Source organism: Sphingobacterium multivorum, assembly GCF_039511225.1.
Lineage (GTDB): Bacteria > Bacteroidota > Bacteroidia > Sphingobacteriales > Sphingobacteriaceae > Sphingobacterium.
Window position 1 is genome coordinate 1,276,933 of sequence record NZ_CP154261.1, and the last position, 25,365, is coordinate 1,302,297.

Sequence of the window (25,365 nt, forward strand, 5' to 3'; positions counted from 1 at the left end):
AAGTCAAAACTTAAAATGATAAGAGGGGTTACTGAAAAAAAATGTAATTTTGCAAAATATTATGGAGAATAAGAAAGTAGCTTTTTATACACTTGGATGTAAACTGAATTATTCGGAGACATCATCCATTGGTCGTTTATTTAAAGATGCAGGCTATGATACCACAGCGTTCAATAGCCGTGCAGACGTTTATGTAATCAATACATGTTCGGTAACGGATAATGCTGACAAGAAGTGTAGAAAAGTAGTGAAGGAAGCTTTAAAGCACTCTCCCAACGCCTATATTACGATTGTTGGCTGTTATGCGCAGCTAAAACCGAAAGAGATTGCAGAGATTCCCGGAGTGGACATGGTCTTAGGTGCAGCTGAAAAGTTTAATATTATTGAGCATATCAATGATTTGACGAAACAGGAAAAAACGATCGTTTATAATGGTCCAATCGATGAGACCAATCAATTTGTCTCGGCTTATTCGATTGGCGATCGTACGCGTACGTTCCTAAAGGTACAGGACGGGTGCGATTATTCATGTACATTTTGTACGATTCCTTTGGCACGTGGCGGAAGTCGCTCGGGCAAGATCGAAGATATTGTGCGTCAAGCAGAAGAAATTGCAGCTTCAGGCGTCAAAGAAATCGTGTTGACAGGCGTAAACATTGGCGATTTTGGTATTCGGGATGGTAAGCGCGAAGACCGGTTCTTGGATTTGGTGCAAGCATTGGATGAAGTTGAAGGGATTGATAGAATTCGTATTTCCTCAATAGAACCCAATCTTCTTTCCAATGATATTATTGAGTTTGTGGCCCAATCAAAACGTTTTGTTCCACATTTCCATATGCCATTGCAGTCTGGAAGCAATAAAATTCTGAGTTTAATGCGCAGAAGGTACAAAAGAGAGCTTTACACAGAGCGCGTCGCTTTTATCAAGTCATTGATGCCTAATTGCTGTATCGGTGTTGACGTTATTGTCGGATTTCCGGGAGAAACACGTGAAGACTTTATCGATACATACAATTTCTTGAATGATTTGGATATTTCTTACCTGCATGTCTTTACCTATTCAGAAAGGGAGAATACGATTGCTGCTCAAATGGACGGTGCTGTACCGGGAGCTCAACGCAGCGATCGTAGCAAAATGTTGCACATCCTTTCGGAGAAGAAGCGCCGTGCGTTTTATGAGTCACAGCTTGGTGAGACTGGTGATGTCTTGTTTGAAGCAGACGAAAAAGATGGTTATATGCATGGTTTTTCTAAAAACTATGTCAAAGTACGGACCTTATACGATCCATTATTGGTGAATGAGGTTGTGCCGGTTAAATTTATGGAAGTAACGGATTCCTGTGAAGTGGAAGTAGAAGAAATTCCGGAGACACTGACACATTAATCTTTGTAGGGTTATACCATATTTAGATTTTATAATATACAAAAAAGGCAATCTTATTAGAGAAGATTGCCTTTTTTTCGTTAAAGGGAATTCCATAATTTCCCTATTGATTGCAGCATACAGTTGTGTTTCTGATCAAATTGACTGTAGTACGCTGACCGGAAGTGGATCGGTCGCCTAATGCGTACTGCTCTTTGCTGCATTTAACCAGATGACGGTACCCAAGATCAAAAGTACGCCGAGCCATTGTATCGTAGATACACTTTCATGAAGTATAAAAAACGACATACAGGTGGCTACGGGTAGCTCCGCCGAACTTAATATTCCGCCTAAGGAGAAGCCCGTTTTCGGTAGGCCATAGGCAAATAATAAAGGCGGGATGACCGTGCCAAATAGCGAGAGGATCAAGCCGAAATAGAGGAAGTTACCATCAAATTGACCATTCCATAAATAAGCAGGTGGAAACAAGGTGAAGACCAGTATACAGGCCCCCGTTACCATAATAGCGCTTTTTTGAATGGGGTGATAGTCATTGCCGACGCGGCCATTCACGATCATGAAGACCGAATAGGCGGTCGCTGCTAAAAGACCAAATAAGACACCTGTCAGGTTGAGGTGTTGCAAGCCTTTTTCAAGAAGTCCAGTCGCTAATAATGTTGCAATGAGTACAATGCCGATACCAATCAGGTTGTTTTTTGAAGGTCTTGCCTTGAAAAAGATAAATTCGATTACCACACCGATCCAGATATACTGCATGAGCAGTACGATGGCCAACGAAGCCGGGACGAGCTGTACACATTTGTAATAGAGAATGCTCACCAAACCGGTCGAAGTACCACTGATTAATATCTTGATCCATGAAGATTTCTTGCTTGAAGAGTGAAATGACTTTGCTGAAAAGAGTTTGATGATGATATAGATAAGCCAAAGGATAAGCATGCCAAACAATACCTGAATTCCCGTTACCTCTCCTAAATTCAACCCTTTACCATAGGCTTTTTTAACAAACGTTGATAGTATCCCAAAACTACTCGCACCTAAAAAGACAGCTAATGCACCTTTTAATTTTTCCATTCTCAAATAAATTAGGCGTCAAAGTTACGATTTCTGAACAATTCTTTTTCTTATCTGACGTTCTTATCAAGAAAAGCAGTCTCCGGGGGCAAGCTTAACAGTACTGCTTAAATGCGTCCAACAAGTGAAATTTACAGGCTGGAAACTGTATTGTTCGTCGTAGTACGTTGCGGAGGACAGTTTTATAGCAGAAGTCATCGGAGTAAATTGTTTTTTAGCAGTAGGCAAATTTATTGGATATCAACAGCAATTTAATTAAGTTTGTTATGCAAGTAAGTTTGTTAAGCAAGAACGTAAATCGAACAGCATGGGTGTCAGATCTTATTTTATCTTCTTTTTAGGTGCAGTTCTATTTTTGAGCAGTTGTTCAACGAAGAAAAAGGTACTTAGCTCAAAAACACATTCTTCCAATGGTTCGGTTTTGACAGATGCGAGCTCAGCGCGTGGAAAAACTTTTTCGGGATCCAAACTTGACAATTATGCAGACTTACTCAATGTGAGTACCAAAAAATTAAATCCGCACCTTTATTCCTTTATTGACGATTGGATGGGGATACCGCATCGTATGGGTGGACAGACCAAATCGGGGGTAGATTGCTCGGGATTTGTTAATTTGCTCTATATTGAAGTATACAAAGGGAATTTGCCGCGGACTTCGCGTGACATGGAAGGAATAGTAAAGAGAAAAAAGGTCGATAAACTTGAAGAAGGAGATCTCGTGTTTTTTTCTTTCGGACGAAATGGAATAGATCATGTTGGTGTATACCTGCATAATAACAAGTTCGTTCATGTTTCGACCCGCAAAGGTGTTATTATCTCTGATCTTTCCGACAGTTGGTATGCGAAGACCTTTGTTGACGCGGGCTCTCCCAATATCTAAACGCGTGAATTTCATGTAGGTTTTATGTCATATCTTGATATAAACTTTTATACCCTGTATAAATCCTTATTTTTGTCAAAATTTTATAGAAATGACAATCAAGAGTAAGAAGATTTTTTTGGGCCTTTGTATTATTGTGCCGTTTTTGATGTATTGTGTTTATTACTACAGTAATATGATCAAAAATGCCCCTTTTCGTTTTGCCGATTTTGAATCCATTGAATTCAAATATGGCGAGCCGAACCACATGGTCAACGAATACAATTCAAAAACACGTATCTATAAATATTTAGACAAAAAAGATTCTCTAATTACCGATACTGTAAAATTTACAAAAGACGATTTATTATACCTCCACCGCAAAGCAATGGAACTCGGCTTTTGGAACTTGGACACCGATATGACCGGATCCGAATGGCAGCAGGATTCAACAAATTCCAAAGTCCCACGTTTTTATTTGGAATTCAACTATAAAGATAAGTCCAAGCATATTACTTTGGATGCAGATTTTGCAGGTAACCCTCGTATGCACGACGCTGCAAAATCAATGATCGATGAAGTCAACCGCATGTTGGCGACAGCACAAGCCAGATAGTTAAGAAATAAACCCTAAGGGTAAAGAGAGAAATCAAGCAAAGCAATGGTTTCTCTTTTTTTGTGCCAAATATCCGTCTGAAAACAAAGGGTGGAAGAAGGATTTAAGTAGCTAACAATATTATTTCTAATAGGGATTTTATAGGAGCTAATAGGGACCTGATAGGGACCTCATTCGGATGAATACGTATAAAACACGGATAAGGTCCCTATAACGATACTGCCAAATATGGATTAATTAATACAGGAGTATTAAATGGCTTCCTTTGTTTTTTTGATAAATTCTTTATATTCTCTTTATACTCCGTTAACCTGAATCGAATACTTTAGCGCCAAAACAAAATTTCATATGAAAGCATTTTTGGCACTAGCAATTTCCTGGGCATGCGTAAACGCTGTGCAGGCGCAAGATTTTGCAAAAGGAAAAGTTTATCTGGACGTAAACAAGAACGGAAAATTAGATAAAAACGAACAAGGCATTGCGTCTGTTTCTGTTAGTAACGGGCGTGAAGTGACAACGACTGATAAAGATGGTAATTACCAATTGCCCGTTGGAAATGACAACATCATTTTTGTGGTTAAACCAACAGGCTATGCTTTGCCCTTGGATGAAAATAACCACCCAAAATTCTATTATATCCATAAGGTAAACGGTAGTCCAGTTTCAAAATACCCTGCTGTTGCTGCTACAGGAAAAATCCCTGCTGCTGTAAATTTTGCATTGTATCAACAAGATGAGGATCCTAATTTTTCAGCTTTTGTTTTTGGTGATCCACAGGCTTACACGGAGGAAGAACTGGCCTATTTCAAAAATGGTGTGATCAATGAAATTTCCGATAAGACAATTGCGAAATTCGGAATAAGCTTGGGCGACTTGGTAGGTGACGATCTTTCACTTCAGCCAAAGTATAAATCGGTGATTTCCACGATGGGCCTGCCATGGTATAATGTCATGGGAAACCACGATATGAACTATGATGCTAAAGTGGATAGCCTCTCCGATGAATCGTTCGAGCGGACGTTTGGCCCCAATAATTATGCGTTCAACTATGGAAATACGCATTTTATCATTCTTGATAATATCATTTATCCGAATCCACGGACAGGTAAAGGTTATTTAGGCGGATTCCGTAAAGATCAGCTTGATTTTGTGGAAAATGACTTAAGAAACGTTGCTAAAGACAAATTGATTGTGTTGGCATTTCACATTCCTTTATATCATCAAAACTCGGATGTCTTTCGTAACGAAGATAGACAACGTCTGTTCGATATTTTGGCTCCCTTTAAGCACAGCTTGTCTTTATCGGCACATACACACTTTCAGCGGCAATATTTTTATGGACAAAAAGACGGATGGAAACAAGAAAAGCCACATCACGAATATAACGTAGGTACAACCTCTGGCGACTGGTATTCGGGGGAGTTGAATGACAAAGGAATTCCTGTTTCTACAATGCGCGATGGTACACCAAAAGGGTATGCCATTTTAAAAATAGAGGGCAACCAATACAGTTTTGATTATAAGGTTGTCGGTAAGCCAGCAACGTATCAGATCGATTTATATGGCGCTACGGTAGTCCCAGAAAAATACACAAAGAGATATCCGATATACGCTAATTTTTTCATTGGAAAGGAAGGTGACAAGGTAACGTATAGAATTAATCAGGGCGAATGGAAGGAAATGGATTTTGTCAATGAAAACGATCCAGCATTTCTAAATTCTCTTGCTAAGTACGATACAGCAACTGAATTAAAGAATACGCGTAGACCTTCAAACCCTGAAAAATCCAGCCACTTGTGGATGGCTAATTTGCCAAAACTTAAAGCTGGTAAATATCAGATTGAGGTTCAGGCGGTTGATCTTTTCAATAGAGTACACCTGGCAACGAAGACTATTGAGGTGAGATAAATAACCATTTGTAGAGTTGTTTTAAGTTTAAAGATAGCTTAAGATGCACTTAACATAACCATCCTATATTTGTGTAGAGTAATTTTTGATTCATAAAGAGTTAGGGTTAATGTGTAGATCTGTTGTGAAACACGTCTGAAAATTTAGTTTGTTTTTAAAGTGAAGGTAATCTCCCCAGATTACCTTTCACTGTTTTTGGACCGTTCAGGCTAAATTACGGCGCCAGTATTTAAATGCTTTTGGGTGGCCTGTTCTTAAAGTTCATTCGATTTGTACAGACAAGGTTTTGTAGGGCAATTCGTTTGGTATATGAACTTTAGTTAGTAGATGAACACTTAGTTGGGCCGTGGTATTTCTTCTGAAAGTGTCTGATGTTATTGGCCAGAAAGAACATTCCGTTCGCTTTTATCGTTGTCGGTCTGCGAAGTCATGTAGGCTTTGTTGCCGCATAACATGACGGAAATCATCCGATGCCGGATTTTCAAAGATCTCCAGGTCGAAGTATTTTGTGGCGGCAAATAGGTGGTCGAATACATCTGAAACAATTCCTTCGTAATATTCCCAGCGGATATCGTTTACAAAGAAATAAAGTTCGACTGGAACACCGTGTTCGGTTGAAGCAAGCTGACGCACCATCAGGGGCATGGTCTTGTGGATATTGGGGTTTTGACGTAAATAGGTGAGTGTGTAAGCTCTGAACATCCCTAAATTGGTCATTTTGCGACCGTTTATGGGGCTTGACTGATCTATCTGCTGTTGGGTGTTGAATTGGTCAATTGTCCTGGCGCGCTCTTCGATATAAGGCCGCAGGATCTGTATATTTTTGAGTTTTTCAATTTCTTCATTTTCCAAGAATCGAATCGTGGAAATTTTGATATTTATGGCCCGCTTTAAGCGCCTACCGCCCGACTGCTGCATGCCCCTGTAATTTTTGAACGAATCCGACAATAGCGTATGTGTCGGTATCGTCGTAATGGTCTTATCAAAGTTCTGTACTTTTACATTATTGAGGTTAATCTCTTTGACCGTTCCATCGGCGCCATATTTGGGCATCTCTATCCAATCTCCGACACGGATGGAGTCGTTGGCCGAAACTTGTATACTAGCAACAAATCCCAGTATAGTGTCTTTGAATACCAACATCAATATCGCTGACGCAGCACCTAAGGATAATAAGAAGGACCAGGGAGATTTTCCTGTCAGTATGGAGAAACAGATCGTCCCACCGATAAATAATAGGATGATTTGACAGACCTGTAAATAACTCTCCAGGGGTTTGTCGGCAAAAGATTTTTTCATGCGCAGCATATCCCGTAAACTCTTCAGAAGCGAATGAATAATCAGCAAACTGACGGCAGTCGTCGCGATGTCAAGTACTTTATTGCTGTTTTCTTTCCAGGTTGGAAACCCCATGAAGATAATGGGCATGATATATTGTGCCACTAAGATCGGGACAAAATGAGCAACAAGTTTCAGTGTTTTATTGCGGATCAATAGATCATCAAAGCGATTTGTGCTGCGTCTAATGGCTTTGATTGTTAACAGGAGTAATGTTCTTTTGGTGAAATAGTCAATGATGATCAAAAACAAGACAACCAGTAGGAGTAAAAGGATCGAGTTAACAAAATGACTGCCCTGATTATCAAGGCCAAGTTGTTTAATCCATTGAAATGTCCAATTATAGATGTGGGATTGAGAATCTTTGAATAATTCCGTTGCTGTGCTTTGCATGTTACAAATATACAAAAAGCCGCAATTAGCGGCTTTTTGTCATTTTGAATTGAGCGGTTCACGCTCGTGTTTATGTCTAAAGAAGACCGCAAAAAGGACTGCTATAACCAAGGTGTAGATGGCAAAAGCTAGCCAGATGTCATGCCAGTCTTTTAGCATGAGGTTACCACTTAACATGCCGTCAGGTAAGATTGAGATACTCTTTTCCTGCAGAAAATGTAGGAAGTGGGTATTGTCGATTGTTGTATCTAAATATTGTGCGAGATCTTTGCTGTTTTGAAAACTTTTGGTAAAGTAGTGGTCAATGATCCAACCCGATGCAAAACTGCCTACAACGGCACCAAAACCATTTGTCATCATCATAAACAAACCTTGTGCCGAGCTGCGTATACTTGATGTTGTCGAGGTTTCGACAAATAATGAACCTGAGATATTAAAGAAGTCAAATGCCATACCATAGACGATACAGGATAATACAATCATCCAAAGTCCGCCTGCAGGGTCACCAAAGGAGAATAATCCAAAACGTAATACCCAGGCTAACATCGAAATCAGCATGACCTTTTTTATACCGAATCTTTTAAGAAAAAATGGAATAGCCAAAATAAATAGTGTCTCGGATATCTGGGAAATCGACATAATGATGGTCGAATATTTCACAACGAAAGATTCTGCAAATTTAGGATAGAATTTAAATTCATCCAAGAATACATCACCGTAGGCGTTGGTCAATTGGAGTGCGGCCCCCAAGAACATGGAAAAAATAAAAAATAAAGCCATTTTATAATTTCCGAAAAGTTTAAATGCTTCTAAGCCTAATAGTTGTGTCCAGGAAGCATCTTCCTGTTGTAACTTTTTTGGTGGACATTTAGGTAGCGTAAAAGCATAGAGACTTAAAGCCAGCGCTGCGGTTCCGGCGATATAAAATTGGTAAGCTGTAGCCTTGTTGCCGGTTAAATTGGTGATCCACATGGCGACGATAAAGCCTATCGTTCCGAATACCCGGATAGGGGGGAATGCCTTGACCAAATCGTAGTTATTTTCATTCAATGCCGTATATGCAATGGAGTTGGATAGGGCCAAAGTGGGCATATAAAAACACATCGCCGCTAGCATTGCATAAAAAAAAGTGTTTGGATCATTTACTTGCGGTAAATAGAATAAAACACCCGCATAACATAAGTGAAGGATAAAATATAATCTTTCGGCATTTATCCAACGATCGGCGATAATTCCCATCAGGGTAGGCATAAATAAAGAAGCGATCCCCATGGTTGCGAAAATAGCTCCAAATTGTGTACCATCCCATTGTTTTGTGCCAAACCAATAGTTTGCTATTGTAATCAACCATGCTCCCCAGACAAAGAACTGAAAGAAGCTCATAATGGTCAATCTTAATTTAATAGACATAAATCGATGTTATTTAAAATTTTTATTTCGCTTTAATGAAAGGAGTTATTTTCTTTTGGAAATCTCATCCCTAATCAAGGCAGCCTGCTCGTAGTTTTCTTCGGTCAATGCCTGATTAAGTGCTTGCTCCAGTTGCTCATCTGTCAACGAGGAGAAAGGATTTTGTGGGGATTTTGAAGGTGTTTTTTCTTCGACCTCAACAACACTTGGATCCTGAACTTTGTTGGATTTGTCCAGGTTTTCCAAAAATGCAAACTCATGTCCTTCAATGATAATTCCAGCAGAGGACATAATAAATTCGTAGGCATAGATCGGAGCTTCAAACCGTACAGCCAGTGCAACGGCATCGGATGTCCGGGCATCAATTTCTACAATCTTGTTGCCGTCGGAACAGATAATTTTAGCATAAAATATCCCTTCAATCAAATTATAGATCAGTACTTCAATGAGTTTAATACCAAAAGAATCTGCAAAAGATTGAAATAGGTCGTGTGTGAGCGGACGACTAGGAATCATTTTCTCTATCCGAATAGCAATAGCTTGAGCCTCATGGCTGCCGATGATGATGGGCAATCTTCTGTTGCCCTCCACTTCTCCCAATACAAGGGCGTAAGCCCCAGACTGTGTTTGACTATAGGATAAACCAACGATATCTAATCTGATTTTCTTCATTTTAATTCCAAAGCGGTCTACAAACTTAGATAAATTTGCTTTTATATGCAATTATAACAACTAAAAACTCCCCATTCATTTTGGATAAATGGGGAGAATATATCGGATGAAAGCTTTAAATACCTTTGTAAGCCTTCAATGCCTGCGTTAATTTCGGAACGACGTCGAAGGCATCGCCTACAATTCCATAGTCGGCCACCTTGAAAAAGGGCGCTTCTGGATCTTTGTTGATGACAACGATTGTTTTAGAAGAGCTTACCCCCGCCAAATGCTGGATCGCTCCGGAGATACCAATTGCGATATAGAGATTGGGACTCACTACAATACCTGTTTGGCCTACGTGTTCCGAATGCGGGCGCCAGCCAGCATCGGATACTGGTTTTGAACAGGCTGTAGCTGCGCCAAGCACATCGGCGAGTTCTTCAATTATCCCCCAGTTTTCAGGTCCTTTTAGACCACGGCCGGCAGAGACGACGATTTCAGCTTCCGGTAGGGATATTTTGTCTGTTGCACGAACAATCTCTTTGACCATAGTTGTAAAATCTGTTTGGTCAATATTCGGAGCAAAAGTTTCGACATTTGCGCTACCACCGGTCTCTTTTGTTTCATATGCATTTGGACTAAGTGCGATGACTTTTATATCCGAGGTTAGTTCGAGCGTAGCGAACGCTTTATTGGAGAACGCTGTTTTTTTGACAGTCAGTTTGTCGCCATTGATTGTGGGCAATTCGAGTGCGCCATCGGCCAGACCAGCCTCCAATTTGGCTGCAATACGTGGAGCGAGTCCCTTACCTGAGAATGAGTTGGACAGCACAAGTATTTTTGAACCGGTACTTTTTACGGCTTCAGCAATGATGCTTGCATACGCTTGGTTTATAAAAGAAGCAAGTTGTTCATTATTGACATTTAATACTTTGGAAGCACCGTACTTGCCCAAACCAGCAAGTTCGCCTTCAGCGACATTTCCGATTGAAATAGCCACAAGATCAGTCTGTATGTTATCGGCGATGGATTTTGCATAAGAAACAACTTCAAAAGCAGATTTTTTGAATTTTCCATCGGTATTTTCTACATATACGAGTATAGACATAGTGTTTTAGCGTTTAAAGATTAAATAACTTTAGCTTCATCATGAAGAAGGGAAACTAATTTTTCTACCTCGGAAGCGTCAACAAGTTTGACCGTACCCCGTGGAGCAGGCGTCTCATAGCTGACAATGTGTTCAAGAACGTCTATTGCGGAAGGTTCCAGCACATCCAATGGTTTGGTCCGTGCGCTCATAATACCACGCATATTCGGTATTTTGGGGTCGGCAACACCTTCGGCAGTGCCAATGACGATGGGTAGCTTTGCTGTCAATACTTCTTTTCCACCTTCAATCTCGCGCTCAACTGTGACTGCGTCGCCTGCAATGTCAACTTTTTTGGCAATGGAAACAGAAGGGATATGCAGCAGTTCTCCTACGATTGCTCCCACTTGAGCACCGTTATAGTCGATTGATTCGCGGCCGGTTAAGATCAAATCAAATGCATTGTCTTTGGCATATTGTGCTATCTGATTCGCAACAAACCAAGCATCGCGCGGAACGGCGTTAATCCGTACAGCATTGTCTGCACCAATTGCCAATGCTTTTCGAATGGTTGCATCAGTAGATGCATCGCCCACATTGATGACAGTTACGGTTCCTTTTCCACCTTCGGCCAACTCAACTGCTTTGGATAAAGCAATTTCATCATAAGGGTTTATAATGAATTGTACACCAGCTGTATTAAATGCAGTGTTGTCATTTGTAAAAGTGATTTTGGATGTAGTGTCAGGGACATTACTTATACAAACTAATATTTTCATATACGATTGGTTTTACTCAAACTTACCATATTTTCTTTCAATTAAAAAGTGCTAAGGCGTTTTAAATGCTGTTAAAAAGTTGTCTTGTGATTTTGATGAATTTGTAATTTTGCCAGTTGTTTTCTTGTATTTTTTTTGATGTGATATAATATTGAGGTGTTTTGTTGTCTTTTTTGTAATTTTTTATTTTAAATAGCCGGTTCTTGACAATAGATTTATTACGTCAGTAAATTGTCATTTTATATGCTAGCATAGTAATTTTATATAACATCGCACCTCATTCGGGGTTCCTGTTTACAAGAACCTTTCGTGTGATATGGAGAAGCGGGGAATTGTTTTAATGGATATACAATTAAATTGCATATAATATGCAATTTGTCTAAGTTTGAAATAAAAAAGATATGTCGACACGATTGGATCAACTGAATGAATTTTTGAAAGAGAGCCCCGAAGATCCATTTTTAAAATACGCGATTGCAGCTGAATATCTCAAGCAGGAAGATGAACAAGAGGCCATGGTAAGATTTGAGAATTTAGTACATACGAATCCAGATTATGTAGGAACGTATTATCATTTGGGTAAATTGTACGAAAAACTGAATAGACAGGAGTCCGCGATTAATACCTATAGATCCGGGATTGAGATCGCTCGCAAGACGCGTAATTTCCATGCTTTGGGCGAGTTACAAGGTGCACTGTCATTCTTGACAGACGATGATGAAGATGATTTTTAATCTTTTCTAAATTTTTGGTATTTAATTTGTTATGAATTTATTGGTGTAACTGTTAGATGCTGATTTTTTTGAATTTGGAATGAGATGAAAAGGTATATTTGGATTGTGGGTTTGTTATTGACAATTGGAATGGTGGGATGTGATAATCCCAAACAAAGTGTTGCGGTCTATAAAGATAATTTACAGGACCTAAAAGGTAGGGATAAGGCGGAAGTAGTGATTGGTGAATACAAAGGTGTGATGCCTTGTGCGGATTGTGATGGTATAGAAACACTTATTTCATTGCATGCGGACAACACCTACCAATATTCATCTAAATACCTTAATAAAAGTGATGATGTGTTTATGCGTGAAGGAAAATGGAAATTGGATGGCAACATCATTACACTGGACGGCGTCGACTATAAGTTTAAATTAGGAAATCGAATACTGAGTCAATTGGATCTTTCCGGAAATGACATTACGGGAGATATTTCCAGATATTATGTCTTGACAAAAAATTGAATCTAGCATAAAAGATGTATGAAGAATAAAAAAGCCGAATCTATTTTCGGCTTTTTTATTTTTTTGAAATTATTCACTTTTTCCAGTATTACAATCTTTAATTGGGATTATACAGAAAGTTTTCTTCCCTTCTTCTCTTTAATTTTTAATCGCATCAAGTTAGGATCAAATAGGCTCTTTTAACAGTGCTTGTTCAGTGATTGTTCAGTGATTGTTCAGTGCTCGTTCAGTGCTTGCTCAGTATGAACTGAATAATGAGTGACTGATCACTGTCTAAAAACTGATTGAAAATTGTTATTAGACATCAGTTGGTATGATGGATAAGTTCAGGTAATTAGGGTAGTTGTCGAAAATGGGGGAGGACGTATCCAGAACGGTTTAGCGAATACAAATATGCAGTGTAACTTGCTGTTGGATGAGGAAGTCCTCTTACTCCAGCTTGCTGCTCTAATAGCGCGCTGGAGCAAGATTAAACTTATCTAACTCAATGTAGAGCTAATTAAGAATTCTTGCTTGAATTTTTAATTAGCTCTACATTGAGCGATTTTATTCGTTGTCTGTTGTCAACTATTAAAATATTAGTTGTTTTTAGTGCAAAGTTCTTTTAAGGTTGCTACGACGAAGTCAACTTCTTCTTTGGTGTTATGCTTGCAGAATGAAAAACGAACTGAAGGTCGTTCCGAGCTGGATTTGATTGCACCCAATACATGCGAGCCTATATCTGTTCCTGAACTGCATGCACTGCCACCAGAGCAGGATATACCCGCAATATCCAGGTTGAACAAAAGCATGTCGGCAAGGTCACTACATGGGAAAGAAACATTTAGTACGGTATACAGTGATTTATCAGGTTCAATAACACCGTTAAAATCAATCTCAGGAATTGCTTTTTGCAACTCGTCGATCATATAAGATTTGAGTCCTTGAATATAAGCGTGGTGTTCTTCCATGTGCTCATAGGCAAGTTCTAAAGCTTTGGCAAGACCCGCTATTCCATAGACATTTTCTGTTCCACCACGCATGTTGCGCTCTTGTGCTCCACCATAGATTAACGGTTTAATCTTGTTATTCGCATTGATGTAAAGAAAACCAACTCCTTTCGGGCCATGGAATTTATGGGCAGCCCCTGTTATAAAATCTATTTTGAGGCTACCAAGATCATGTGGATAATGCCCCATGGTCTGTACAGTGTCCGAATGGAATATCGCATTATACTTTTGGCATAACTCGGAGATACGTTGAATATCGTTGAGATTTCCGATCTCATTATTGGCATGCATAATGGAAACGAAGGTACGCGGATTGGTACTTAAAAGTTCTTCCAGCTGGTTGAGATTTAAATTACCTTTTCCGTCAACTTCCAATAAGTCGAGGTGCACCTTACCGGCTTTTTCAAGCTCCTCTAACGTATGTAATACAGCATGGTGCTCTATCGGTGAGGTGATGGCATGGGTTATCCCAAAGTCGGCGATTGACCGAACGATAGCCATATTGTCCGCCTCGGTTCCACCCGATGTGAAGAATATCTCTGCCGGAGATACATGAAGTAGATTGGCAATCGTTTTACGTGCTTTTTCTACAATTGTTTTTACTTGTCGTCCGTGACTATGGATAGAAGATGGATTTCCAAAGTTATTGTCCATCACATCGACCATTACTTTTATTACTTCAGGATCTAAGGCTGTAGTCGCTGCATTATCAAAATATACTTGCATGCTGCAAAATTACAAATCTCTCAAGTAAATTGAAGGTATTAAATGACTTATTTTTATCATTTTATTTTCCTAATTATAGATGATAGTGCTGGCATAGCGGGGGCTCATCAGAATTAGGCTCTTTTTGCCTGGAAAGGAATAAGATGCGTATTTTTCAGTTATGATTAAAAAAATAGCGCCAATCTATTATTTCAGTTTGGCGCCACGTTTCTATTTAGATAAGTTCTTTTTTGGTCTGACGAAGATGAGTATTATCATTCCTCCTAGTGCGAGCGCCAAACCCAAGTAGGCAGCGATATCACCCGCTTTCGTGTAGAACGTAATTTCTTCATTTAAATTAATTTCCTGATTTAGGGCTGCAGGCTGCCACCATTTGGTCTGTTGTACAATATCGCCACGTTGATTGATAAAGCCTGAAATCCCTGTATTTGCTGATCGGGCAACCCAGCGCCTGTTTTCAATCGCGCGCAGTTTGGCATACTGTAAATGCTGGTCTTTACCCGAAGTATTGCCCCACCAGCCGTCGTTGGTGATGATCGCTATAAACTGAGCGCCTTTCTTGACGTACTTGGAAACATAATTTCCCCAGATGGATTCGTAACAGATTACGGGGGCGGCACCAATACCGCTCTGGGCATAGAATACCGAAGGTTCAGTCTGTTTTCCGTAGCCACCTGTCGTACCGCCGAATGCTTTAAATAAAGGTTTCAGGAAGTTCATCGCTGCGCCAAAAGGCATTTGCTCTACGCCCGGCACGAGTTTGGACTTATGATAAAACTGTAGTTTGGAGGAGTAATCGATCAATGTTGCAGCATTGAAATTATCTTGGTATACATTAGGAGCTATTTCACGCGCAGTAGGTGTTTTTGCATAGTTGTACAATTGATAACTTTCAATACCGGAAAGTACATTGCCATTTTTATATTGATCTAAAAATTTTAAAATGCGCTGGTAAGAATAAGTTTCCCTAAAGTTTTCCTCATCAAAATCGCCGTTCTGTGAAAGCGCAGTTTCAGGCCAGATAAAAAACTCTGTATTGGGTTTGGCGACCGAATTTGATAAAGAGAATAAGGTATTTAATTGTTCTTCAGGACTTAAATTGAATTTAATATAAGGGTCAATATTAGGCTGTACGACGACAATCTGTGCCGGATTCTGATGTTCTTCGTAGTTGAAGTAACGTATCAGCGAGTAGGTACTGGGAATTAATAAGACTGCAGCCAAAGAAGCAATCGGGACAATCTTATGTTTGATCGGATAAAGTCCTTTTCGATTGAGGTAAAGTGTAAATACTAAGATATTGACCAGCCAGATCCATATTGTTCCGCCATAGACCCCTGTGATGTCATACCATTGGATCAATTGATGGAAATTGGCGAAACCATTACCCAAAGTCATCCAGGGGAAGGCTAAATCCCAGGATTCGTGTAGAAATTCATAGCTTATCCAGAATCCCATTAATCCGAAAAGGGATAACAGGATGTTCGTTTTACGTCGTAATTGCATATATAGCCTGAGCGCCAGCGCCATTAAAGCGGCGCCAAGGCAAAAAGGGATCAGACTGATGATAACAGCTGCAAAAGGCGGCATAACTGCCGAAATGGAGTTGTATACCCAGTAAATGGAGGCCGTGTTCCAGATAACTGCGGTGAGTCCTGCAGTAAGAAATATTTTTCGGCCTTTCTTTTTGAAAGTTTCACTCCGGATAATATTTTCCACTGCAATGAGTAGTGGCACAAACCCAATAAATAACAGTGGACTGGAATAGGGGATTGGAGGCCAGCCGAACCACAATAAAAAGGCACTTAAAAGTGCCAGTAGATAGTTATTTTTCACTATATATTTTCTCCCATTTATGATTATAAACTGGATAAAACTTCTCTCTTTTTACTCTCGTATTCCTCTTGGGTAATCAATTGTTTGTCGAAGAGTGTTTTTAATTTTTTGAGCTTTAAGGTAATCTCATCATCTTCCTCTTCTTTGGCGGGAGCGGGTGGGACGATAGGGGCTGCCGAAACGGGAGGAACAGTAGGGGGTGATCCGGTCGGTTGCTGTGCCTGAATTGACGCCGGTGGAGTTTGCTGGCCCGATACGTAGGACTGTGGTGCCGACGGAGCAGGCGCTTTAACTGCTGGCTGAACCGCTGTATTACTTTCTTGTCGCTCGATGATCACTTCCTTTGCAACTGTTGGAGCAATGACTATTTTTTCTTTTTCGGCGGCCAGTTCGGCTTTTTTATAATTTTCAAGTGCAGCTTTAATATATTGATAAAGCTTTCTTGCTTGAACTTTCGGGATATAATCTATGCTCAGATTTTCTCCTGTAAAAGGGATAACGGTCACTTTTGAACCAAATATCTCCTCTTTGAAGGCGATATCCTTGATGTCTTGCCAGCCAAAGATTTCAAAATCAGTCGCCAAGCCCAGTTTGGTAAATTCGCACATAAAAATGCGTTTATTACTAATCGTGATACTATCCGGTAAAATGGTTACAGCAGGTTTCTTTTGAACTGCAATATAATCTATTTTTTCTCCTGGAGTAAGCATATCTTGGACTTTAGTCACCAATTTTTCAATGATTTTTATGTCCTGCCCATCCTGTGCAAATTGTTCCATGTTCATGTCAAATACTTTTTAATACCTAAAGATTGTCAAAATTTATTCCAATCCTGCTACACAAAATACAAATTCTCCTTTAATCGGATTGTTTTCAAAGTGTAATTTTAAATCAGTTAATGTCCCGCGAACATTTTCTTCATAAAGTTTGCTTAGTTCTCGCGATATCGAAGCTTGTCTTTCAGCTCCAAAAACGGTGATAAATTCTTCGATGGTTTTGAGAATACGATGTGGCGACTCGTAGAAGATCATCGTTCTTTTTTCTTCTGCCAAAGCTTTTAAGCGTGTTTGTCTCCCTTTTTTTACGGGTAGAAAGCCTTCAAAGCAAAAACGGTCGTTGGGAAGCCCCGAATTGACAAGCGCGGGTACGAATGCTGTTGCGCCTGGTAAGCACTGCACTTCGAGTCCTTCTTTGATCGCCTCACGTACCAATAAAAAACCCGGATCTGAGATCGCCGGTGTCCCTGCGTCCGAAATCAATGCAATGTTTTGCCCTTCTTTCAAGAATTTAATGATTTCTGATACCGCTTTATGTTCATTGTGCTGATGATGCGCAAATACTTTTTTGTCGATTCCAAAATGCTTCAAAAGCGGAGCGCTGGTCCTTGTGTCCTCTGCCAAGATGAGGTCCACTTCTTTCAGGACATTGATCGCACGGAACGTCATGTCCTCCAGATTGCCAATAGGTGTTGGAACTAAATATAACATGGTCAAAGTTAAGTTTTTTTTACTATATAATATGCGCTAAAACATTCTGTGCTTTTTGGAGTTTTATTTTAAAGATTATGGTAAACTCCATCACTTTATTTTAAATAAATTATGCAATACATTGAAAAAATACAGGCACATCTAGGTGCTGAAGCGAGTTATTTGTTAGAATTTGATCAACCCGCAGTTTCCAAAACAATGCTTCATCTTCCACAAGCCGCATTTATTGACCAAGTATACAGTTCGAGTGACCGTAGTCCTCAGGTTTTACGGAGTTTAGGGCAGCTTTTTGGAACGGGTCGATTAGCCAATACCGGGTATCTTTCGATATTGCCTGTTGATCAGGGAATCGAACACAGTGCAGGAGCTTCTTTTGCGCCAAATCCACAGTATTTTGATCCAGAAAATATTGTCAAACTGGCTCTGGAGGGAAATTGTAATGCTGTGGCTTCTACTTTTGGTGTTTTGGGCGCTGTTGCCCGAAAGTATGCACATAAGATTCCGTTTTTGGTAAAAATAAATCATAATGAACTATTGACCTATCCTAATCGAGCCGATCAAATCTTGTACGGAACAATTCGCGAAGCCTGGAACATGGGGGCTCTTGCGGTAGGAGCAACGATTTACTTTGGGTCTGAGGAATCCGACCGTCAGATTATAGAGGTGGCAAAAGCATTTGAAGAAGCGCATTCCTTAGGGATGGCAACAGTATTGTGGTGTTACCTGCGCAACTCTGCTTTTAAAGAGGGTGATAAAGACTATCATTTAGCAGCGGATCTGACAGGGCAGGCCAATCATTTGGGCGTAACGATCAAAGCGGATATTATTAAACAAAAACTACCCGAATTGAATGGCGGCTTTAAAGCACTGAATATGGGTAAAAGTAGTTATGGAAAGCTGGATGAACGCATGTATACCGAGCTTTCTTCCGATCATCCTATTGATCTGTGCCGCTACCAGGTACTCAATTGCTTTGCCGGTAGGGCAGGCTTGATCAATTCTGGCGGGGCTTCGGGGCAGAATGACATACAAGAAGCTGTAAAAACAGCGGTTATCAACAAGCGGGCAGGTGGAACAGGTTTGATCTCCGGCCGTAAGGCTTTTCAAAAACCAATGAATGAAGGTGTTGCATTATTACATGCTATTCAGGATGTTTATTTATGCGACGAAGTAAGCATAGCTTAGCAAATGCGCGACTCCTGAGTTCATCAGGTTGAGTCTCAGCATAGGGTTTGCAAGTATAAATCAAATTGTAGAGCGTATCGATTATGCATTTAATCGATACGCTCTTTCTTTGGATAAGGGTTTGTAAAGATCTATTCCATTGAAGACAGACCTTCAATGGATTGATGAATGTTAACCGGGTGCGATGGAAATAGCGCGCCGTAAAGCAGTCAAAAAGCCTTTTGGATAGTGGTATAGGAATAAAATAGCTTGTAAATAAAGGCAAATTTATCTAAGTTTGTTCACTATTTTAAATAACACATTATTATGTTGCAATTAGAATATAATATTAAAATATTTTTTTCGATTGTAGCATTTTAAGAGGGGTAAGCCACTTTTTGACCTAATAAATACCATTCTAAATAACAAGATACACCTAACCTTACGTGCGTGTTTTGTATATTTGTATTACAGCAGTATTACAAAATGGCCACAATCGCATATAAAATTTTCGAGCATCATTTCAAGGAAGACGGAACAGTAAATATCAAGTTCAGGATCACTCACAAGCGGAAACAGGTGTATTCTCAATCACCATATTTCGTATCCAGGAAGCAGTTAAAAAAAGATTTATCTATTAAGGACACCAATATTTTAGATAATATATATGCTGATATCATAAAATACAGGGAAAAGCTCAATAAAATAGGCGCTAGGGCTGATTCAATGACAGCGCATGAGCTTATGGAGTATTTGATAAATTCTAAGGATGCTGGATCTTTTGATGAAATTGATTTTGTAACAGAAGCTGAATTCATCATAAATGAGATTGATGTAACAAGCACTAAGTATAATTTTACTGCTGCCCTTAATACTCTGAAAGCTTTCATTAAGAAAGATAGTTTGCCTATTAAAGATTTTAATGCAGGACTTCTTCGGGGCTTGGAGACCTATATGGTAAAAAGTGAGCTAAAGAAAAATACAGTTAATGCTTACATGTCTTTTCTTAAAAGCATGTTCAACAGTATAAAGAGAAAATACAACACAGAGTTCCAAACTGTAATAACACACAGCCCTTTTGATTTTTATGATATCCCCAAAGCAGCTCCGGTCCGTAAGAAAGGACAGGATATGTCCATCGAGCAGTTAAAGGAATTCCGGGATAAGGAACTTGTAGGAACAAAGAAACTATTTCGGGATGTATTCTTCCTATCGTTTTACATGTGTGGCATGAATGCAAAGGATATATTCCATCATGATTGGAAGATTGTGAATGGCCGTATAAGTTACGAGAGAGCTAAGACCAGGAACAAGCGAAAGGATAACGCATACATCAGTGTGCATGTTCCGGATGAAGCAAAGAAACTGTTGGTTGATCTAGTACCGAAAATGAAAACCTATAAGAATTTTTCATCATTTACATTGAGCATGTTCGTTGGTGCTAAGGACCTTGATATTACTTTCTACCATGCACGGCATATTTTTGCCACACTAGCGCATAACAAATTCGGGCATTCAGTTGGCAATATTGAAATGGCTTTGAATAATGGAGGTAGTAGGATAGGACACGTTTACATAGATTCGGACTGGAGTCTTGTGGATCGCATCCAGTCCGATGTGATTTCGCTGCTGAGGGATTAAGGATTTACTCTTCGCCGGTCAATACCCAGTCGATAGAAACACCATATGTTTTCTTGATGTGTATAAGGTATTCGATAGTTGGCTGTCTGCGGCCACTTTCATACCAGTACACATGTTTGTATTTGAATTGTTCGCCTACTTCCTCCTGTTTGAGTCCTTTTTCGATTCTCCAGGATTTGAGTCTAGCGCCAATTTCTTCATATGGTCTATCGATTTCTGTGTTTGCGTTCTTTGATTTGTCCTTAAGCGCCATGTATTTATTGTTTTGTATCTTCCTCTGTTATTTTGTAGTTTATTTCCAATTTGAGTGAGCTCTCGCTTTCTGCGATCTTAACCAGTTTATTGTTTACCATTAATAGAATGCCAAATTTTCCTGTTCCACTGGTTGATGTTCTACTTAGAGTTGCTTTTATTTCATCGCCAATTTTTAAATCTTTTTTTACTGTATATTCTTGATACTCGTTAGAAAAACCACCATTTACACCATTTATACTATATGTGCCAGTAGTGTTATGGGTGCCAGTTAGATAAGTCAATTCTACCTTTACTTTTTTCGTATTATCCTCAACCTGAGTATCGCTCTTGCTACATGAAAAACTTGTTATAGCGATTATTATTAATAATAGGTACTTCATAATTTAAATTTTGTTAGGTTACTATAAATCTTCAATTTTTTTCTCGTTTTGTTTTAATATAACATCGTTAATTCTTTTGTCATCTTGAAAGACAAGTACTACTGACATATTTGAAGTTATTTTTAAACTTATAATATTTCCTTCTGTATCTAAACCATTAATTTGTTCATGCCAATATGAAGAAAATTTAGCCTTTCCTACTTCAATTGCAGTCAAATAATGTCCATCTCCTTTCTCATATGGATAATCGTACAATTCATATGATTTAGCAAGTCCATACTTTAATGAAACATCATTTTTTACATCATTATAAAGATCTAGTATTTTTGCCTCTAAATCTGGAACAAATATCGCTACGCCCTCATAAAGAGAATTATTTACAAACTTCAGAATTAGAATAGCATCTCTTCCAAGATATCTGTTTTTCTTAAAAAGAATATAGTCAGTTGATTCTTCATCAATTACCCATCCTTTTTTTTTCATTATATCTTTGCTTGATATTTTACTTGTTCCAAATAAAATACCATAGAAACCATCAATTTTAATATTGACGCTTTTATCAGTGGTTGGACTTATTTTTGATGGCAATTTTATTGTTTGACTTGAAACCATTTTAAATGCCATAAATGAACAAAGAACGAATAAAAATACTTTCATAATTATTTACTGTTTATATCTGGTATTGGTGGTCTCATAGAGACTATTTTTCTATAGACGAATATTTGCATAATTTCATCAAATGGTACGTTGTAATCAGGGTAATTCTCATTATAAGATCTACATCTAACGTACTCATGTTCAATATTATGTTCAACTATTTGTTTTAGGACATTTCCTTCCCTTGAGCATATTACAAATAAATTATTCCTTATTGGTAATTTATCACTCAATGATTGTTCTAATTCTTTTACTAGGACTTCAGTTCCATTAGGAATAGAATAATTTGTCCCATTGTCCATAGAATCCCCATCCACACGGACAACTAAATAATTCCCTTTTTCGAATTCTTTAGGTACTAATCTTTTCTTTTTTTCAGGTAATAAATTCACGTCACATCCTCCCATATAGCCAGCTGATACAGACAGGTCAACATATTCAACCATCATGTAGTCGTCGTAAGGAACTGGTGTTATTTCGTTTTTAAATGAATTTAATTTCATTTCTCCTTCTCCAGTTTCTAGCCAATTGATATTTATATCAAATATTGATTTTAACATTAATTTGACTGGATCTGTTATGGTATTTCCATCTTTTTCCATGTGTGAAATACTATTTTGTTTCACACCTATTTGCTTTGCAAACTCGCCTTGTGTCAATCCAAGCGATTTTCTGATAAATTTAAACCTCTGATTTATAGACATTTAATTAATATGTATATCAATTATTGATATTTCACTTGGATATAATATCAATAATTGATATGTTTGTATAACTGTTCACCACAATAATACATAATTATTCATAATAATTCATTACGGTTATGGAAAAACAAATCCCTAAGACAAAAAGATCAGAAATCAGTGACAAGCTAGAAGCAATAGCCTTGTCTGATAGTGACACTTTCGATTTATCTGATAGGACAGCTGTACAACAGGTTGCAGGTGAATTGAAGCGTTACAAAGGTTTCGAATTTATTACTTCTAAAAAAGGTCAGCCAGCGGGCACATTTGCCGTATGGCGCGTGAAATAACAAGTCAGATTATCAATAACCACAAAAAGATAACATGAAAGTTTACGAAATAAATCAATATGACTTAGCCGACATGATGGCCAAGTCTGCTGAGCTGGGAGGACAGCAGGCATTGATTAATGCCGGATTGGTCAGTCCCACTATAAGCAGGCCACAGGCAATTCGTATACACACTAGGGAGCGGATAGAGTTTTTGGAGAAAACGGGTTTATTGACCAGGATCCAAAAGGGACATAAGGCAGTGTACCACTTTGATGTTATGCAGTTGAACAAAGCATTATTATCAGAACAAAGGAACTTATATGTCACAGCAAAAGAACGCAGGGCCTAGAATACAATCTTCGGTTTATCCTGATGACTGGAACCCCAAAAGCACAGAGAGTATTAACAAATGGTTTAACCACATTAGTAAAAACAGTTATGAGAATCTTTTTATTAAAACACCCATTCGGCAGAGAACTAATCTTCAAGGTAGGCAAAACAACTTTCGAGTTGGATCGATCACGGTTTGAGATCGTGAAAAAGGGTAAAGTAGTGTTATCAATTAATTTTTAGAAAAGTAACCACAAAGAGTATATGGATAAATTACAACAATTGTTACCAACGAACGAGGTTATGTCGGTAGCTCAATTATTCGCAGAAAGCGGAATGTTCACTGATGCTAAGCAAGCAAGCCAAGCATTTGTAAAAATAATGGCTGGGCAGGAACTAGGGATACCCCCATTTGCGGCTATGTCAGGTGTGCATATTATTCAAGGCAAACCAACAATTGGCGCTGGACTAATAGCGTCTACAGTTAAAGGATCAGGTAAATATGACTACAGAGTTATCGAACAGTCTGAAAAAATTTGTTCAATTGATTTTTATCAAGGTAATGAGAAAATAGGAAATTCTACTTTTACCATTGATGATGCTAAAAAAGCCCAAACAAAGAACTTGGATAAGTTCCCTAAAAATATGTTGTTTGCTCGTGCCATATCAAACGGTGTAAAATGGTATTGCCCTGATGTATTCAGTGGACCTGTTTATACACCTGAAGAAATGAATATAGTAGATATACCTCATATTGACGTTAAAGAACCTGTATTAGAAACATCAGAAGCTGTCAACGAGGCTTTAGAAATTGATCAGGCTATTATTGATAGTTTTGAAGCCTGCTCCACTCCGGAAGAAGTCAGAGAAATTTACAAATCAATTCCTAAAGGAGCCCAAAATCTTTATAAGGACCTTGCAACAGATTTGGGCAAAAAGTTGAAAGGAGCAGCATAATGAACGACTTTCCAGAATTCAAAATTAGATGCTCAGGTATAAGTAAAATAATGGGCGTTAAAGGTCTTGGTAAGACAGGTCAAACATACCTTGATGAATGGATGAAAGAGCAGATCTACAACCGTAGAAAAGACTTTGCATCAAAATACTTTGACAAAGGTAATGCATGCGAGAACGACGCGATCGCTTTTGCTGCTGAAAACCTAAAGTGGGGTATTGTCTATAAGAATGAGGAATGGTTCGAAGATGATATCTTTCAGGGAACACCGGATATCATGCATGAGCGCCAGCAGTTCATCGCTGACATTAAGAACTCATGGGACTGCTTCACATTTCCTCTATACGACAAAGAAATACCAACTGATGGTTATGAGGATCAGCTTAACGGTTATATGCAGCTTACAGGATATCGTAACTCTAAATTGGTTTATTGTCTAATGGATGCTCCTTTGGACCTGATGAAAAAGGAAATGTCAAAGTTATCATGGAAAGAAGGATATCGGGGAGAGGTTCCACCCGAAGTTTACCAAAAGGTAAAAGAGGATATGACGTATTCAGATCTTCCTCCAATACTGCGATTGAAGGTATTTGATGTTTCATTTAATGAAAAACGCATCCAAGATATACAGGACCGTGTATTGGTATGCCGGGAGTATATTGAAAGTACAGGTTTTTATTCACAATCATTTTTAAGACAGGTTTCATAATGGAGAATCAATTCAAAGGTGTGCCCCCTGAATACTTGGACATGTTTAAGGCGGCAATATCAGTGATAAATTCGGCGAAGTACTTCGAGGAGTCCTTACGCAACCAGATAGGCAAAATTCGTATGACACAAAATGCTGTGTCCTTCCAGGAAGGGCAGGCCACTATGATTGATGCACCTAAATATATTCTTGAGAAGGGTACAAAGGTATTGCGTGATCTTAAGCAGATAAACAAGGTCATCAATCAGGTATTCGTGAATCCTAAAGGACAGGACGATATTGAGGTTATGGCATTTGTTTTAGGCGACATATTCAATGAGATATGTTATATGTCTCTTAAAGACCAGGAGGAAGTTGCCCAGTTCGTAAGGAACAAAACAAAGGAGTATTTCAACATAGAATTAAACAAAGCATCATGATAGCACTAACAGCATTACACCTATTCACCTTCTTGGTGATGCTAATAGGTCATCAATGGGTG

General features: G+C 38.8%; 27 protein-coding genes. 13 read left to right on the forward strand and 14 right to left on the reverse strand.

What is annotated here, in order from left to right:
* The first annotated feature begins 61 nt into the window (after positions 1 to 61).
* Complete coding sequence (gene mtaB / locus AAH582_RS05155; RefSeq protein ID WP_046673996.1) at positions 62 to 1,384, forward strand: tRNA (N(6)-L-threonylcarbamoyladenosine(37)-C(2))-methylthiotransferase MtaB; 1,323 nt, start codon at positions 62 to 64, stop codon at positions 1,382 to 1,384.
* 177 nt (positions 1,385 to 1,561) lie between these two features.
* Here mtaB and AAH582_RS05160 read toward each other — a convergent pair whose 3' ends face one another.
* The gene (locus AAH582_RS05160; RefSeq protein WP_343321375.1) at positions 1,562 to 2,458 is read right to left on the reverse strand and encodes an EamA family transporter; all 897 of its coding nucleotides are present in this window, start codon (positions 2,456 to 2,458) and stop codon (positions 1,562 to 1,564) included.
* 307 nt (positions 2,459 to 2,765) lie between these two features.
* Here AAH582_RS05160 and AAH582_RS05165 point away from each other — a divergent pair, with 307 nt between their 5' ends.
* The 3 genes from AAH582_RS05165 (at position 2,766) to AAH582_RS05175 (ending at position 5,841) form a co-directional block, all read left to right on the forward strand.
* Positions 2,766 to 3,338 (forward strand): C40 family peptidase, encoded by a 573-nt coding sequence (locus tag AAH582_RS05165; RefSeq protein WP_046673998.1) that lies wholly within the window; start codon positions 2,766 to 2,768, stop codon positions 3,336 to 3,338.
* Positions 3,339 to 3,429: 91 nt separating this feature from the next.
* Positions 3,430 to 3,933, forward strand: coding sequence for a hypothetical protein (locus tag AAH582_RS05170; protein WP_343321376.1), 504 nt, complete (start codon positions 3,430 to 3,432; stop codon positions 3,931 to 3,933).
* Between the two features lie 348 nt (positions 3,934 to 4,281).
* Positions 4,282 to 5,841, forward strand: coding sequence for a calcineurin-like phosphoesterase family protein (locus AAH582_RS05175; protein ID WP_343321377.1), 1,560 nt, complete (start codon positions 4,282 to 4,284; stop codon positions 5,839 to 5,841).
* A 405-nt stretch (positions 5,842 to 6,246) separates the two neighbouring features.
* Here AAH582_RS05175 and AAH582_RS05180 read toward each other — a convergent pair whose 3' ends face one another.
* From AAH582_RS05180 to AAH582_RS05200, 5 genes are all read right to left on the reverse strand, one after another.
* A complete protein-coding gene (locus AAH582_RS05180; protein ID WP_343321378.1) occupies positions 6,247 to 7,572 on the reverse strand; it encodes a mechanosensitive ion channel family protein in 1,326 nt (441 codons plus the stop codon).
* Positions 7,573 to 7,611: 39 nt separating this feature from the next.
* Complete coding sequence (locus tag AAH582_RS05185) at positions 7,612 to 8,982, reverse strand: nucleoside permease (RefSeq protein ID WP_046674001.1); 1,371 nt, start codon at positions 8,980 to 8,982, stop codon at positions 7,612 to 7,614.
* 45 nt (positions 8,983 to 9,027) lie between these two features.
* On the reverse strand, positions 9,028 to 9,654 hold the full coding sequence (locus AAH582_RS05190; protein WP_046674002.1) for a bifunctional nuclease domain-containing protein: 627 nt from the start codon (positions 9,652 to 9,654) through the stop codon (positions 9,028 to 9,030).
* A gap of 115 nt (positions 9,655 to 9,769) precedes the next feature.
* Positions 9,770 to 10,744, reverse strand: coding sequence for an electron transfer flavoprotein subunit alpha/FixB family protein (locus tag AAH582_RS05195; protein ID WP_343321379.1), 975 nt, complete (start codon positions 10,742 to 10,744; stop codon positions 9,770 to 9,772).
* Between the two features lie 20 nt (positions 10,745 to 10,764).
* Complete coding sequence (locus AAH582_RS05200; RefSeq protein WP_046674004.1) at positions 10,765 to 11,502, reverse strand: electron transfer flavoprotein subunit beta/FixA family protein; 738 nt, start codon at positions 11,500 to 11,502, stop codon at positions 10,765 to 10,767.
* Positions 11,503 to 11,903: 401 nt separating this feature from the next.
* Here AAH582_RS05200 and AAH582_RS05205 point away from each other — a divergent pair, with 401 nt between their 5' ends.
* Both AAH582_RS05205 and AAH582_RS05210 read left to right on the forward strand, forming a co-directional pair.
* Positions 11,904 to 12,236: a tetratricopeptide repeat protein gene (locus AAH582_RS05205; protein ID WP_046674005.1), complete on the forward strand. Its 333-nt coding sequence runs from the start codon at positions 11,904 to 11,906 to the stop codon at positions 12,234 to 12,236.
* Positions 12,237 to 12,320: 84 nt separating this feature from the next.
* A complete protein-coding gene (locus AAH582_RS05210) occupies positions 12,321 to 12,740 on the forward strand; it encodes a copper resistance protein NlpE (protein ID WP_046674006.1) in 420 nt (139 codons plus the stop codon).
* Between the two features lie 578 nt (positions 12,741 to 13,318).
* On the opposite strand, the gene AAH582_RS05215 is transcribed toward AAH582_RS05210, so the two are convergent.
* The 4 genes from AAH582_RS05215 to rsmI all read right to left on the reverse strand — a co-directional run bounded on the left by AAH582_RS05215 (position 13,319) and on the right by rsmI (position 17,778).
* Entirely contained in the window at positions 13,319 to 14,455 is a 1,137-nt protein-coding gene (locus AAH582_RS05215) for a cysteine desulfurase family protein (RefSeq protein ID WP_343321380.1), read from the reverse strand.
* 210 nt (positions 14,456 to 14,665) lie between these two features.
* On the reverse strand, positions 14,666 to 16,291 hold the full coding sequence (lnt, locus tag AAH582_RS05220; RefSeq protein WP_343321381.1) for an apolipoprotein N-acyltransferase: 1,626 nt from the start codon (positions 16,289 to 16,291) through the stop codon (positions 14,666 to 14,668).
* A 23-nt stretch (positions 16,292 to 16,314) separates the two neighbouring features.
* Positions 16,315 to 17,076, reverse strand: a complete 762-nt coding sequence (locus tag AAH582_RS05225; protein WP_343321382.1) for a PH domain-containing protein — start codon at positions 17,074 to 17,076, stop codon at positions 16,315 to 16,317.
* Between the two features lie 36 nt (positions 17,077 to 17,112).
* Positions 17,113 to 17,778 carry a 16S rRNA (cytidine(1402)-2'-O)-methyltransferase gene (rsmI, locus tag AAH582_RS05230; RefSeq protein ID WP_083663502.1) on the reverse strand — a complete coding sequence of 222 codons (666 nt, stop codon included), beginning with the start codon at positions 17,776 to 17,778 and terminating at the stop codon, positions 17,113 to 17,115.
* 111 nt (positions 17,779 to 17,889) lie between these two features.
* On the opposite strand from rsmI, the gene AAH582_RS05235 reads away from it, so the two are divergent.
* Both AAH582_RS05235 and AAH582_RS05240 read left to right on the forward strand, forming a co-directional pair.
* Positions 17,890 to 18,963: a class I fructose-bisphosphate aldolase gene (locus AAH582_RS05235; RefSeq protein WP_046674011.1), complete on the forward strand. Its 1,074-nt coding sequence runs from the start codon at positions 17,890 to 17,892 to the stop codon at positions 18,961 to 18,963.
* Between the two features lie 465 nt (positions 18,964 to 19,428).
* Entirely contained in the window at positions 19,429 to 20,583 is a 1,155-nt protein-coding gene (locus AAH582_RS05240; RefSeq protein WP_343321383.1) for a phage integrase SAM-like domain-containing protein, read from the forward strand.
* Positions 20,584 to 20,587: 4 nt separating this feature from the next.
* Here the strand turns inward: AAH582_RS05240 and AAH582_RS05245 are convergent, their stop codons facing one another.
* The 4 genes from AAH582_RS05245 to AAH582_RS05260 are packed head-to-tail and all read right to left on the reverse strand — an operon-like array spanning position 20,588 to position 22,579.
* A complete protein-coding gene (locus tag AAH582_RS05245; RefSeq protein ID WP_343321384.1) occupies positions 20,588 to 20,836 on the reverse strand; it encodes a helix-turn-helix domain-containing protein in 249 nt (82 codons plus the stop codon).
* Positions 20,837 to 20,840: 4 nt separating this feature from the next.
* Positions 20,841 to 21,218 (reverse strand): hypothetical protein, encoded by a 378-nt coding sequence (locus AAH582_RS05250; RefSeq protein ID WP_343321385.1) that lies wholly within the window; start codon positions 21,216 to 21,218, stop codon positions 20,841 to 20,843.
* A 21-nt stretch (positions 21,219 to 21,239) separates the two neighbouring features.
* A complete protein-coding gene (locus AAH582_RS05255; protein ID WP_343321386.1) occupies positions 21,240 to 21,875 on the reverse strand; it encodes a hypothetical protein in 636 nt (211 codons plus the stop codon).
* Positions 21,876 to 21,877: 2 nt separating this feature from the next.
* Positions 21,878 to 22,579: an XRE family transcriptional regulator gene (locus AAH582_RS05260; RefSeq protein ID WP_343321387.1), complete on the reverse strand. Its 702-nt coding sequence runs from the start codon at positions 22,577 to 22,579 to the stop codon at positions 21,878 to 21,880.
* Positions 22,580 to 22,698: 119 nt separating this feature from the next.
* On the opposite strand from AAH582_RS05260, the gene AAH582_RS05265 reads away from it, so the two are divergent.
* The 5 genes from AAH582_RS05265 to AAH582_RS05285 all read left to right on the forward strand — a co-directional run bounded on the left by AAH582_RS05265 (position 22,699) and on the right by AAH582_RS05285 (position 25,303).
* Positions 22,699 to 22,908: a hypothetical protein gene (locus AAH582_RS05265; RefSeq protein WP_343321388.1), complete on the forward strand. Its 210-nt coding sequence runs from the start codon at positions 22,699 to 22,701 to the stop codon at positions 22,906 to 22,908.
* Between the two features lie 34 nt (positions 22,909 to 22,942).
* Entirely contained in the window at positions 22,943 to 23,239 is a 297-nt protein-coding gene (locus AAH582_RS05270; RefSeq protein ID WP_343321389.1) for a hypothetical protein, read from the forward strand.
* A gap of 245 nt (positions 23,240 to 23,484) precedes the next feature.
* Positions 23,485 to 24,177, forward strand: a complete 693-nt coding sequence (locus AAH582_RS05275) for a hypothetical protein (protein ID WP_343321390.1) — start codon at positions 23,485 to 23,487, stop codon at positions 24,175 to 24,177.
* Positions 24,178 to 24,227: 50 nt separating this feature from the next.
* Complete coding sequence (locus tag AAH582_RS05280; protein ID WP_343321391.1) at positions 24,228 to 24,884, forward strand: hypothetical protein; 657 nt, start codon at positions 24,228 to 24,230, stop codon at positions 24,882 to 24,884.
* Positions 24,884 to 25,303 (forward strand): hypothetical protein, encoded by a 420-nt coding sequence (locus AAH582_RS05285; protein ID WP_343321392.1) that lies wholly within the window; start codon positions 24,884 to 24,886, stop codon positions 25,301 to 25,303. The genes AAH582_RS05280 and AAH582_RS05285 overlap by 1 nt, the downstream gene beginning before the upstream one ends.
* The last annotated feature ends 62 nt before the right edge of the window (positions 25,304 to 25,365 follow it).

What these genes read in the sequence shown, in the direction of transcription:
- mtaB (WP_046673996.1), top strand. Translation starts at nt 62, where the DNA reads ATGGAGAATAAGAAAGTAGCTTTTTATACACTTGGATGTAAACTGAAT.
- AAH582_RS05160 (WP_343321375.1), bottom strand. Translation starts at nt 2,458, where the DNA reads ATGGAAAAATTAAAAGGTGCATTAGCTGTCTTTTTAGGTGCGAGTAGT.
- AAH582_RS05165 (WP_046673998.1), top strand. Translation starts at nt 2,766, where the DNA reads ATGGGTGTCAGATCTTATTTTATCTTCTTTTTAGGTGCAGTTCTATTT.
- AAH582_RS05170 (WP_343321376.1), top strand. Translation starts at nt 3,430, where the DNA reads ATGACAATCAAGAGTAAGAAGATTTTTTTGGGCCTTTGTATTATTGTG.
- AAH582_RS05175 (WP_343321377.1), top strand. Translation starts at nt 4,282, where the DNA reads ATGAAAGCATTTTTGGCACTAGCAATTTCCTGGGCATGCGTAAACGCT.
- AAH582_RS05180 (WP_343321378.1), bottom strand. Translation starts at nt 7,572, where the DNA reads ATGCAAAGCACAGCAACGGAATTATTCAAAGATTCTCAATCCCACATC.
- AAH582_RS05185 (WP_046674001.1), bottom strand. Translation starts at nt 8,982, where the DNA reads ATGTCTATTAAATTAAGATTGACCATTATGAGCTTCTTTCAGTTCTTT.
- AAH582_RS05190 (WP_046674002.1), bottom strand. Translation starts at nt 9,654, where the DNA reads ATGAAGAAAATCAGATTAGATATCGTTGGTTTATCCTATAGTCAAACA.
- AAH582_RS05195 (WP_343321379.1), bottom strand. Translation starts at nt 10,744, where the DNA reads ATGTCTATACTCGTATATGTAGAAAATACCGATGGAAAATTCAAAAAA.
- AAH582_RS05200 (WP_046674004.1), bottom strand. Translation starts at nt 11,502, where the DNA reads ATGAAAATATTAGTTTGTATAAGTAATGTCCCTGACACTACATCCAAA.
- AAH582_RS05205 (WP_046674005.1), top strand. Translation starts at nt 11,904, where the DNA reads ATGTCGACACGATTGGATCAACTGAATGAATTTTTGAAAGAGAGCCCC.
- AAH582_RS05210 (WP_046674006.1), top strand. Translation starts at nt 12,321, where the DNA reads ATGAAAAGGTATATTTGGATTGTGGGTTTGTTATTGACAATTGGAATG.
- AAH582_RS05215 (WP_343321380.1), bottom strand. Translation starts at nt 14,455, where the DNA reads ATGCAAGTATATTTTGATAATGCAGCGACTACAGCCTTAGATCCTGAA.
- AAH582_RS05225 (WP_343321382.1), bottom strand. Translation starts at nt 17,076, where the DNA reads ATGAACATGGAACAATTTGCACAGGATGGGCAGGACATAAAAATCATT.
- rsmI (WP_083663502.1), bottom strand. Translation starts at nt 17,778, where the DNA reads ATGTTATATTTAGTTCCAACACCTATTGGCAATCTGGAGGACATGACG.
- AAH582_RS05235 (WP_046674011.1), top strand. Translation starts at nt 17,890, where the DNA reads ATGCAATACATTGAAAAAATACAGGCACATCTAGGTGCTGAAGCGAGT.
- AAH582_RS05240 (WP_343321383.1), top strand. Translation starts at nt 19,429, where the DNA reads ATGGCCACAATCGCATATAAAATTTTCGAGCATCATTTCAAGGAAGAC.
- AAH582_RS05245 (WP_343321384.1), bottom strand. Translation starts at nt 20,836, where the DNA reads ATGGCGCTTAAGGACAAATCAAAGAACGCAAACACAGAAATCGATAGA.
- AAH582_RS05250 (WP_343321385.1), bottom strand. Translation starts at nt 21,218, where the DNA reads ATGAAGTACCTATTATTAATAATAATCGCTATAACAAGTTTTTCATGT.
- AAH582_RS05255 (WP_343321386.1), bottom strand. Translation starts at nt 21,875, where the DNA reads ATGAAAGTATTTTTATTCGTTCTTTGTTCATTTATGGCATTTAAAATG.
- AAH582_RS05260 (WP_343321387.1), bottom strand. Translation starts at nt 22,579, where the DNA reads ATGTCTATAAATCAGAGGTTTAAATTTATCAGAAAATCGCTTGGATTG.
- AAH582_RS05265 (WP_343321388.1), top strand. Translation starts at nt 22,699, where the DNA reads ATGGAAAAACAAATCCCTAAGACAAAAAGATCAGAAATCAGTGACAAG.
- AAH582_RS05270 (WP_343321389.1), top strand. Translation starts at nt 22,943, where the DNA reads ATGAAAGTTTACGAAATAAATCAATATGACTTAGCCGACATGATGGCC.
- AAH582_RS05275 (WP_343321390.1), top strand. Translation starts at nt 23,485, where the DNA reads ATGGATAAATTACAACAATTGTTACCAACGAACGAGGTTATGTCGGTA.
- AAH582_RS05280 (WP_343321391.1), top strand. Translation starts at nt 24,228, where the DNA reads ATGGGCGTTAAAGGTCTTGGTAAGACAGGTCAAACATACCTTGATGAA.
- AAH582_RS05285 (WP_343321392.1), top strand. Translation starts at nt 24,884, where the DNA reads ATGGAGAATCAATTCAAAGGTGTGCCCCCTGAATACTTGGACATGTTT.